The 10,246-nt window shown below is 70.9% G+C and carries 10 protein-coding genes; all 10 read left to right on the top strand.

The genetic code is table 11. The annotated features are described in order from the left end of the window. The first annotated feature begins 34 nt into the window (after positions 1 to 34). The 10 genes from atzF to CCN51_RS13845 all read left to right on the top strand — a co-directional run bounded on the left by atzF (position 35) and on the right by CCN51_RS13845 (position 10,229). Positions 35 to 1,723, top strand: coding sequence for an allophanate hydrolase (gene atzF, locus CCN51_RS13890; RefSeq protein WP_014174037.1), 1,689 nt, complete (start codon positions 35 to 37; stop codon positions 1,721 to 1,723). Next, positions 1,720 to 2,529 (top strand): N-acyl homoserine lactonase family protein, encoded by an 810-nt coding sequence (locus CCN51_RS13885; RefSeq protein ID WP_014174036.1) that lies wholly within the window; start codon positions 1,720 to 1,722, stop codon positions 2,527 to 2,529. Before atzF ends, CCN51_RS13885 begins: the two co-directional genes overlap by 4 nt. A gap of 97 nt (positions 2,530 to 2,626) precedes the next feature. Then, complete coding sequence (locus CCN51_RS13880) at positions 2,627 to 4,282, top strand: ABC transporter substrate-binding protein (RefSeq protein WP_014174035.1); 1,656 nt, start codon at positions 2,627 to 2,629, stop codon at positions 4,280 to 4,282. Beyond that, positions 4,275 to 5,237 carry an ABC transporter permease gene (locus CCN51_RS13875; protein WP_238545298.1) on the top strand — a complete coding sequence of 321 codons (963 nt, stop codon included), beginning with the start codon at positions 4,275 to 4,277 and terminating at the stop codon, positions 5,235 to 5,237. Before CCN51_RS13880 ends, CCN51_RS13875 begins: the two co-directional genes overlap by 8 nt. 23 nt (positions 5,238 to 5,260) lie before the next feature. Further along, the gene (locus tag CCN51_RS13870) at positions 5,261 to 6,328 is read left to right on the top strand and encodes an ABC transporter permease (protein ID WP_014174033.1); all 1,068 of its coding nucleotides are present in this window, start codon (positions 5,261 to 5,263) and stop codon (positions 6,326 to 6,328) included. A 5-nt stretch (positions 6,329 to 6,333) separates the two neighbouring features. Next, the gene (locus CCN51_RS13865) at positions 6,334 to 7,023 is read left to right on the top strand and encodes an alpha/beta hydrolase (RefSeq protein WP_014174032.1); all 690 of its coding nucleotides are present in this window, start codon (positions 6,334 to 6,336) and stop codon (positions 7,021 to 7,023) included. Continuing rightward, positions 7,020 to 8,039, top strand: coding sequence for an ABC transporter ATP-binding protein (locus CCN51_RS13860; protein ID WP_043486226.1), 1,020 nt, complete (start codon positions 7,020 to 7,022; stop codon positions 8,037 to 8,039). The genes CCN51_RS13865 and CCN51_RS13860 overlap by 4 nt, the downstream gene beginning before the upstream one ends. Beyond that, positions 8,036 to 8,998 carry an ABC transporter ATP-binding protein gene (locus CCN51_RS13855; RefSeq protein WP_014174030.1) on the top strand — a complete coding sequence of 321 codons (963 nt, stop codon included), beginning with the start codon at positions 8,036 to 8,038 and terminating at the stop codon, positions 8,996 to 8,998. The genes CCN51_RS13860 and CCN51_RS13855 overlap by 4 nt, the downstream gene beginning before the upstream one ends. Positions 8,999 to 9,009: 11 nt before the next feature. Further along, complete coding sequence (locus CCN51_RS13850) at positions 9,010 to 9,774, top strand: amidohydrolase family protein (protein WP_014174029.1); 765 nt, start codon at positions 9,010 to 9,012, stop codon at positions 9,772 to 9,774. Then, complete coding sequence (locus CCN51_RS13845; protein ID WP_014174028.1) at positions 9,771 to 10,229, top strand: cytidine/deoxycytidylate deaminase family protein; 459 nt, start codon at positions 9,771 to 9,773, stop codon at positions 10,227 to 10,229. The genes CCN51_RS13850 and CCN51_RS13845 overlap by 4 nt, the downstream gene beginning before the upstream one ends. The last annotated feature ends 17 nt before the right edge of the window (positions 10,230 to 10,246 follow it).

Raw genomic sequence — 10,246 nt, 5'->3', positions numbered from 1 at the left:
CTCCGTGTCCCTCCGTGTCCCCAAGGAGCATCACATGCCGCCCTCTGCCCTCCGGCGCGTCCGCGCCGCCTACGCCCGGATCGCCCAGGTGGACCGCCCCGAAATCTGGATCGACCTCCGCCCCCGGGCGGAGGTCGAGGCCGAGGCCGGGGCCATCGACGCCCGCGTGGCCGCCGGGGAGCACCTGCCGCTGGCCGGACGGCTGCTCGCCGTCAAAGGCAACATCGACGTGGCGGGGTTGCCGACGACCGCCGGCTACCCCTCGTACGCGTACGAACCCACCGCCGACGCCCCCGTCGTCGCCCGCCTCCGGGCCGCCGGCGCGCTCGTCCTCGGCACCACGAATCTCGATCAGTTCGCGACCGGCCTGGTCGGCACGCGTTCCCCCTTCGGCGCCGTACGGAACGCCGTCGACCCCGCCCGGATCAGCGGTGGATCCAGCTCCGGCTCCGCCGTCGCCGTGTCGCTCGGCCTCGTGGACCTCGCCCTGGGCACCGACACCGCCGGATCCGGCCGTGTCCCGGCCGCCTTCAACGGCGTATACGGGCTGAAGCCGACCTACGGCCTGGTGCCCACCGAGGGCACCGTCCCCGCCTGTGCGAGCCTGGACTGCGTCACCGTCTTCGCCCGCACCCTCCCCGAGGCCGAGCAGGCGCTGTCGTACATGAGCACGGGGCCCTCGCGCCTCCCCGAGCGCGCCCCCGGCCCCTGGCGGGTCGCCGTCCCCTCCACCGACCAGCTGGGCGAGCTGGACCCCGGCTGGGCGGAGGCGTACGAGGCGGCCGCCGCCCGCCTGGAAGCCGCCGGAGCCCGCCTCCAGCCCCTCGACCTGGCGCCGTTCACCGAGGCGGCCGCGATGCTGTACGAGGGCGCGTTCGTCGCCGAGCGCTACACCGCCGTCGGCGAGTTCATCGAGAAGGACACCCCCGACCTCGACCCCACCGTGGCCGGCATCATCCGCGGCGCCCGCGCCATCCCCGCCCACCGCCTCTTCGCCGACCAGGAGAAGCTCGCCGCGCTGCGTGCCCAGGCGCTGGCCGCCCTCGGTGACGCGGACGCCGTGCTCCTGCCCACCGCTCCCGGCCATCCCACCCTCGCCGAGGTCGCCGCCGATCCCCTCGGCAGCAACGCCCGCCTCGGCCGGTTCACCAACTCCACCAACCTCTTCGGCCTGGCCGCGGTCGCCGTCCCGGCCGGCACCGTCGGCGGACTCCCCTTCGGTGTGATGCTGATCGGCCCGGCCCACACCGACGAGCGGCTGGCCCGGATCGCGGCCCGGCTCACCCCGCCCACCCGCGTCGCGGTCATCGGAGCCCATCTGACCGGGCAGCCACTGAACCCCCAGCTCCTCGCGCTGGGCGCCCGCCACGACCACACGACCGTCACCGCACCCCACTACCGGCTGTACGCCCTCACCACCGAGCCCGCCAAGCCGGGCCTGGTACGGGTCGCGGACGGCGGCGCGGCCATCGAGGCCGAGGTATGGGAGCTGCCGCCGGAAGGACTCGGCACGCTGGTCGCGACGCTCCCCCGCCCCATGGCGATCGGCAGCGTCGAGCTCGCCGACGGCACACATGTGCCCGGCTTCCTGTGTGAGCCGTCCGGACTCGAGAACGCGAAGGACATCACGCCGTTCGGCGGCTGGCGGTCCTACCTCGCCGCCCTCGCCGCCGGAGACCAGCCCGTGCCGATGCACCCGCACCCCCACGGGAACCGGCCGTGACGCGGCGCGGCGTGCGGCGGATCGTGCCACTGCTGCTCGGCTGGGAGGAACTCCCCAAGTCGGTTTCGGTGCATGGCGCCCCGTACGAGGAACGGCTGCGCGAACCGGTACCCGCCGTTCTCCTGGAGTGCGACGGCGGCTGGCTGCTGCTCGACACCGGCTTCAACACGGCGCTGATCCGGGACCCGGCACTGCGGCGTCGCTTCTACGGCTCCCCCGCCTACCAGCCCATCCTGCCGGGCCCTGGCGAGCCGCTGGAGGAGGCCCTCGATGCGGCCGGAGTCGCGATGGACTCGATCCACGCGGTGGCGGTCAGCCATCTGCACGCTGACCATGCGGGCGGATTGAAGCACTTCGCGGGCCGTGTGCCGGTGCATGTGCAACGCGCGGAGCTGGCCTACGGTCTCTCGGGGCAGCCGGAGGTCGAGCGCAACTCGATCTTCCGGGTCGACTTCGACGACCCCCGCATCGACTGGCGACAGGCCGACGGCGACGTGGAGATCGCCCCCGGAGTGACAGCCGTGCTCACCGCCGGGCATACGCCGGGACACCAGAGCTTCGTGGTGGACCTCGCGGACGGCGGCGGCTTCGTGTTCGCCTTCGACGCCGCCGATCTCACCGAGAACATCGAGCGCGAGCTTCCCATCGGCGCCTCCATCGGGGTCGATCCGGCGCAGACCGTGGAGCCGATCCGCCAACTCAAGAGCATCGCGGCCGAGCGCGGCTACGAGCTCATTCCCGGCCATGACCCTGTGGTCTGGCCACGGCTGCGAACGTCCTCACAGGCCCGCTTCACACGCCTTTAACGTTCTGGAGACAAGGAGGACTCCACTCACCGAATAATTGGATCCAAGTCAGCGCACATTAGATCCATTCTTCGGATCGGTGCCCAAGGAGGCCCACATGCCGGACCAGCCACACGGATCGCCCTCGCCCGGCTCTGCCGCGTCGGCGGTGTCGCGCCGCACCATGCTCCGGGGCGCGGGGCTCCTCGGAGTGGGAGTCGGTTTCGGGCTCCCCGCCTTGCTGAGCGCCTGTGGTGTGGCGGCTGACGACGCCGGGGGAAGTGGCAAAGGCGGCACTCTGACCCTCGCCATCGACGCCACCAGCGCCGTCGTCGACCCGGCCTTCTACACCTCGCTGGGCGACTGGATGGCCGTCGACTGTGTCTGCCGCGGTCTGACCTTCATCTCCTTCGAGACCAACGAACCCACCCCCGACCTGGCCAAGAGCTGGAAGATCTCCGATGACCAGCTCACCTACACCTTCACCCTGCGGGACGGCGTCACCTTCCACGACGGCACCACCTTGACCTCCGCCGACGTCCTGGCCAGCCTCAACCGGCAGTTCGACCCCGACGACAAAACCCTCCCCAAGGGCGCCACCCGGCCACTCGCGCGCCTCGGCTCGAACGTCGCCTCGCTGACCGCCGAGGACGACCTCACCGTCAAGATGGTCCTCAAGGAGCCGGACCGAACCGTCCTCGGCAAGCTGTCCGACATCGGCGGTCGCATCATCTCCAAGGCGGCGCTCAAGAAGTACGGTGCCGACATCGGCAAGCACCTCGTCGGCACCGGCCCCTTCAAGTTCTCCTCCGCCACCTCCGGCCAGTCCATCACCCTTGAGGCCTTCGACGGCTTCCGGCTCGGCAGACCTCCCGTCGACCGGCTGGTGCTGCGCCAGGTGCAGGACCCGTCGACCATCGTCAGTTCACTGCTCAGCGGCGACATCTCAGCCACTCAGTTCACCCCGTACTCCGCGGTCGCCCGGCTGCGCAAGGACGACTCGGTCAAGGTCTACAAGACCCCGTACAGCGCCAACGCCATCATGATGATCGACGCTCGGCGCATCCCCGAACTCAAAGTACGCAAGGCCATCAACCTGGCCATCGACCGCAAGGCCATCCTCGCCCAGGCGTTCTTCGGCATCGGCAGCGAACCCAAGGGATACGCCATCCCGCCCGCCCAGAGCTCCTACGACACCAGCCTGGCCGACCTGAGCACCCAGAACACCACTGAGGCGAGGAAACTCATCGCCGAGGCCCGCGCCCAAGGCCGCCGCGTCCGCATCATGGCGGCCAGCGACTCCTGGCACCCGAAGGCCGCCCAGATCATCGCCCAGAACCTCACCGACGTCGGGTTCAAGGTGTCCACCACCTCGGTGGACCCGGCCACGTACTTCAGTCGTCTCCTCGACAAGAACGACGAGTACCACGACCTGATGATCTGGGAACGCAACACCTACATCCCGGACGCCGACGACATGGTCGGCGCCATGGCCAACCCCGCGGGCATCTACGGCTCCGCGCTCTCCGGCATGAGCGGCCTAGACGGCGTCGACACGCTCGCGAAAGACCTGGTCGAGGCCAAGAACCTCCCCGACGGGGGGCGGCGCACCGCCGCCTACACCAAGATCCAGCGCCGCTGGGCGGAGGAGTACATGGTGCTGTCGATGCTGGCCTGCTTCAGCAACCTGGTCGTCAGCGGCTCGCAGGTGAAGAACATGAACACCAGTGCGCTGGCCAACCACCGCTGCTACATGGAGAAGGCCCGTGTCTGACACCACGGCCGCGGCGGATGCCACGGCCACCGGCACACCACCCGTAGCGGCCGCCCGGCCGCCCGCGTCCCCCTCCCCATCCTCCTCCTCGCCCTCACCCTCGACCGAACGGCGTTCTGCTCTCGCGTTGCTGCGCCATCGCCGGGTGGCGCGGTCCTGGCCGGCGGCGCTGTCCTGGCTCGTTCTGATCGCCGTGATCCTCGTGGCGGCCGTCGGCCCGCTCCTGGTCCAGGCCGACCCGCTGCGTCAGACCCCGTCGGCGCTGTTGCCCCCCGGCTCCGCGGGCCACCCGCTCGGCACGGACGACCTGGGCCGCGACGAGCTGGCCCGGCTCGTGCACGGGGCCGGCCCGCTGCTGCTGGTGTCGTTCGCGGCGACCGCGCTGGCCGCCGCCGTCGGCACCGGGATCGGACTCGTCGCCGGATACGCCGGCGGCGTCGTCGAGCAGATCCTGATGCGCCTCGTCGACCTCGCCCTCGCCTTCCCCTCCATCCTGCTCGTCATCCTGTTGGTGGCGGCGGCCGGGGCCGGCACCAGCAGCCTGATCTTCGGCATCGGCATCTCCCTCGCGCCCGGTCTGGCCCGGCTGGCCCGCGCGCTGACGGCGCGCGAGGCCGCCCGCGACTACATCGTGGCCTGCCGGCTCGGCGGCACCCGCACCCCGCGCATCCTTGTGCGGGAACTGCTGCCGAACATCGCCGGACCGATGCTCGCCCAGATCGTCATGACACTCTCGATCGCGGCCGGCTTCGCCGCCGGCCTGTCCTATCTCGGCCTGGGGATCCAGCCGCCGCAACCCGACTGGGGGTACATGGTCCAGGCCGGACAGGAGTTCCTCTTCTCCGCGCCCCGGCTGGTCGTCCTGCCCGCGACGCTCACCCTGCTGTTCGTCGTCGCGTGCAACTTCGTGGGCGACGACCTGCGCGACGCGCTCGACCCCCGGGGGACCGCGTGAGTGCCTCCTCCGGTGCCGCTCGCGTGTCCCGCCCGCTGCGCACACACCGGCCGAAGTGGGCCACCCGCACGGTCCTGCTGGTCCTACGGCGGCTGGCGGTCATCCCCATCGTGCTGTTCGCGCTGGCCAGCCTGGTGTTCCTGGCGATACGCCTGCTGCCCGGCTCACCGGCGACCTCGCTCGCGGCAGGCGGCAACAGCCTGTCCGCGGCCGAGGTATCCGCCAACGAAGAGCGCGTCAGCAGGGCACTCGGGCTGGACCAGCCGCTGCTCACCCAGTACGGCACCTTCCTCGACGATCTGGTGCATCTGCGCCTGGGCAGCTCGTTCTACGGGTCCAACAGCGTCCTGGGGCTGCTCGCCGACGCCCTCCCCGCCACCATCGAGCTGACGCTCGCGGCGATGACCGTCGCGGTCCTGCTCGGTGTCTCAAGCGGTGTCGTCGCCGCGCTGCGCAAGGGCCGTTGGACCGACACCGTGATCCGGGGTGTGGCCACGGTGAGCTTCTCGCTCCCCTGGTTCGCGCTCGGCGTGCTCGGCATCATCGTGTTCGGCGTGTGGCTGCGCTGGCTGCCGGTCCTGGGCCGGCTGCCCAGCTCGCTGAACTACCACCCGACGACCAACTTCGTGCTGCTCGACGCGATCCTTCAGAACCGCCCCGAGCTGGTGTGGCCCTGGATCGAGCACCTGATCCTGCCCTCGGTCACCTTGGCTCTCTCGATGGCCGGGTTCATCACCCGCATCGTCCGCGCCTCGGTGCTGGAGGTCCTCGGTGACGACTTCGTCAGGACCGCCCGTATGAAGGGCCTGAGCGAGAGCGTGGTGATCCGCCGCCATGTGCTGCGCAACGCCTGGCTGCCCATCGTGACCGTCCTCGGGCTCCAGTTCGGGTCCCTGCTGGGCGGCTCGGTCATCACCGAGACGGTCTTCTCGTACGCCGGCGTCGGCCACCTGCTGGTGCAGGGCGTCCTCCAGCGGGACTACCCCGTCGTCCAGGGAGCCGCCCTCGCTATAGCCCTTTTGTTCACCCTGGTCAACCACGCGGTGGACCTGCTCTACACGGTCCTCGACCCGCGCATACGGAAAGGATGACCCGCATGGACATCGTGCTGGTCCACGGTGCCGGCGGACGGCCGACGACCTGGGCGGCGGTGGAGCCCCTGCTGACCGCCCTCGGCCACCGGGTGTTCATCGTCACCAACCCGCTGACCTCGCTGGAGGACGACGTCGCCCACAGCGCGGCCGCCGTGGCGGAGACGACGGGCCCGGTGCTACTGGCCGGGCACTCCTACGGCGGCGCGGTCATCAGCAATGTCGGCCGCCATCCGCGGGTCAGGGGCCTCGTGTACATCGCCGCGTTCGGCCCCGATGAGGGCGAGACCGTCAACGAGATCGTCGAGCGGTACGAACCGGCCGAGATCTCCAAGTACATGCGGCGCGGACCGAATGGCGAATGGAAGTCGGAGCCGAGTCCGGAGTTCTGGGACGAGATCGGGCCCGACCTCTCCGCCGACCAACGCGCCATCGTCGAGACCGAGGGGCGGAAGTCGGAAAACCTCATCTTCACCCAGCCGACCGGTATCCCCGCCTGGCGCCGTCTGCCCAGCTGGTACCTGGTCGCCGACGACGACCGCACGCTGCGCCCGCAGGCCCAGCAGGACATGGCGACACGTATGAAGGCGACCGTCGAACACGTGCCGGGCAGCCACTACACGACGCTCGTGTGGCCGCGTCGCGTCGCCGACATGATCCACGCGGCGGCGCTGGCCGTGAGCGCCGCCTCATGACATCCACGCCCGCCCCCGTGCTGGAGATCCGCGATCTGCGCGTGCGGTTCGACGTTCCGGCGGGCCGCCTGCCGGCCGTGGACGGGGTGGATCTGACGCTGCGGAAAGGCGAAGTCCTGGCACTGGTCGGCGAGTCGGGGTCCGGCAAGTCCGCCCTGTCGATGAGCCTGGTCGGGCTGAACCGCGGCCCGCGCACCCACATCAGCGGCGAAGTGTCCTTCGGCGGCCGCGACCTCGTCACCGCGTCCGAACGGGAACTGCGCGGCGTCCGGGGCAAGGACATCGCGGTCGTCTTCCAGGACGCGCTGGCCGCGCTCAACCCGCTGCACCGGGCTGGCGCCCAGGTCTCCGAGATGATCCGCGCCCACCGCGACGTGGAGCGCGAGCAGGCGATGAGCCGTGCCGTGGAACTGCTCTCCGAGGTCGGCATCGCCGGCCCGGACCGCGCGGCGCGTGCCTACCCGCACCAGCTGTCCGGCGGGATGCGCCAGCGCGTGATGATCGCCATGGGCCTGGCCAACGACCCGGCCCTGCTGATCGCGGACGAGCCCACCACTGCGCTGGACGTCACCATCCAGGCCCAGGTCCTCGCGGTCCTCAAGCGGATCCAGCGCGACCACGGCACCTCCGTGCTGCTGATCACCCATGATCTGGGGGTCGTAGCCGAGGTCGCCGACCGGGTGGCCGTCATGTACGCGGGGCGGATCGTGGAGCAGGGCCTGCGGGAGGAGGTGCTGTTCCGCCCCCAGCACCCGTACACGATGGGGCTGCTCGGCTCGGTGCCGCCGATCGACGGTCCGGTCCTACGGCGGCTGCCCACCATCTCCGGCACCCCGCTGACCGGGGTGGGCCGCCCGCCCGGCTGCGCCTTCGCGCCCCGGTGTCCCTTCGCCCACGCCGCGTGCGCCGAGCGCCCCGCGCTCCGGCAGCGGTACGGCCACGACGGGCACCTCGACGCCTGTGTGCTGCCCGGCCCCGCACGTGCCACGGCCCGCTCCCAGGGAGGCAACGCATGACCGCCGCGCTCATCGAGGTCCGCGGGCTGCGGGTGGAGTACCCGGGACGGGCAGGCGGCCGGGTCCAGGCACTGCGAGACATCGACCTCGACATCCTCCAGGGCGAGACCCTCGGTCTGGTCGGGGAGTCGGGGTGCGGCAAGTCCACGCTCGGCCGGGCCCTGCTGCGGGTGATCGAGCCGGCCTCGGGCCGGATCGAGTTCCTTGGTTCCGACCTCACCCGGCTGCGCGGACAGCAGCTGCGCCGGATGCGGGCCGAGCTGCAGATGGTCTTCCAGGATCCGTTCGGCTCGCTCAATCCACGGCGCAGGATCGCCGACATCGTCGCCGAACCGCTGCTGCGGGCGCGCGGCGCCACCCGCGCCGAGGCCGCGGAGGCGGTGGCCGACCTTCTCGACCTGGTCGGGCTCGGCGCGGAGGCGGGCGGGCGCAGACCGCATGAGTTCTCCGGCGGTCAGCGCCAGCGCATCGGCATCGCGCGGGCGCTCGCCTCGTCGCCGCGGTTCGTGGTGGCGGATGAGGCCGTGTCGGCGCTGGACGTGTCGATCCAGGCCCAGGTGCTGAACCTGCTGTCGGACCTCGTCCGCGACCGGGGTCTGACGATGCTGTTCATCTCACACGACCTGGGAGTCGTACGGCACATCGCCGACCGGATCGCCGTCATGTATCTGGGTCAGATCATCGAGATCGCCACCCGCGACGACTTCTTCTCCGGTCCCGCGCACCCCTACAGCAGCGCGCTGCTGTCCTCCGTGCCCGTGCTGCGGGCCGGGGAACCCCGCGAACAGCAGGTCCTGGAAGGCGAGTTGCCCGACCCCGCGAATCCCCCCGAGGGCTGTCTGTTCCGTACCCGGTGCCCCACCGCCATGGACCAGTGCCGCACCACCAGGCCCGACCTGCACGAGATCTCACCGGGGCGCAGGGTGCGCTGCCATCTCCCCCTGGTGTCCAGCGAGTAAGGACGAACGTATTGATCATCGACGCGTACAACACCACTCAGGACGTCCGCGGCCGGTCGGACTATCTGACCGGAGCACGCAAGGGTCAGGCTCCGCCGCCGTACACGCCCTTCGAGCCCCGGCGCATCCTCGACAGGATGGACGCCGCCGGGGTGGACATGGCGATGGTGTGCTCGCTCGCGCAGCGCATCGAGAACGATTTCATCAGCTCCCTGGTGGCCGCGCACCCGGACCGTTTCTTCGGTTTCGGGCAGGTGCTGCCGCAGGCCGACGACGCGATCGACGAGATCGACCGGATGGCCGACGCGGGCCTGGTGGGTCTGAAGCTGCACCCCAGTCTGCACGGCTACCACGTCGCCGACCACGGACTGCTGGACCCGGTGTTCGAAGCGTGCGCCCGACGCGGTCTGCTGGTCCTGATCAACGCTCTCGACGACGCGTTCTGCGCGCCGCTGGCCATCGAGGAGATCGCCCGCGACCATCCGCGGGTGCCGACGATCATCGCGCACATGGGGGCGGTGTGGAACGTGCCGGAGGCGATCATCGTGGCCGAACGCCAGCCGCATGTGTACCTGGAGACATCGGCGACATTGCTGAGCGACGTGAAGCGCGCCTACACGCGGTTGGGGCCCGAAAAGATCCTGATGGGCAGCGAGTGGCCCGGCTCGGACTTCGACCTGGAACGCATGAAGATCGCAAAGGCGGTCGAGGACGAGAAGGACCGGGCGCTGGTCGAGGGCGGCAACATGGCCCGGCTGCTGGGCCTGACGTCATGAGCGCGGCGGACGTCAGCCCCGTGCCCGTCCCGCCGTCGATGAGCACGGGCGACGCCGAACTTCTCACCGCGGCCCAGGCCTTGCTGGCCCGGGTCTGGCAGCCGGACCGCCACGAGGTGGCGACGGCGCTGCGTACCGCGGACGGCCGCGTCCACACCGGCATCCATGTGGAGGGTTCCTGCCGGCGCAGTTCGATCTGCGCCGAGGGAGTGGCCATGGGAACCGCCCGGGGCGCCCTGCCCGCCGAGGCGCCGCTGAGCATCGTGTCGGTGGTCTCGGTGCAGATCAAACCGGCGGGCCGATTCCGGATCATCGCCCCGTGCGGGGTGTGCCGCGAACTGATCAGCGACTACTGCCCGGACGCCACCGTGTGGGTCACCACGGTCGACGGGGACGAGCCCGTCCCCCTGCGCGCCCTGGACCTGCTGCCCGAGAAGAGCCGACGCCGGTGGTGAGCGCCACCGGCCCCGAG

It is taken from the genome of Streptomyces milbemycinicus (assembly GCF_002154605.1).
GTDB classification, from domain to species: domain Bacteria; phylum Actinomycetota; class Actinomycetes; order Streptomycetales; family Streptomycetaceae; genus Streptomyces; species Streptomyces milbemycinicus.
This window is presented reverse-complemented; position numbering and strand designations above follow the sequence as displayed.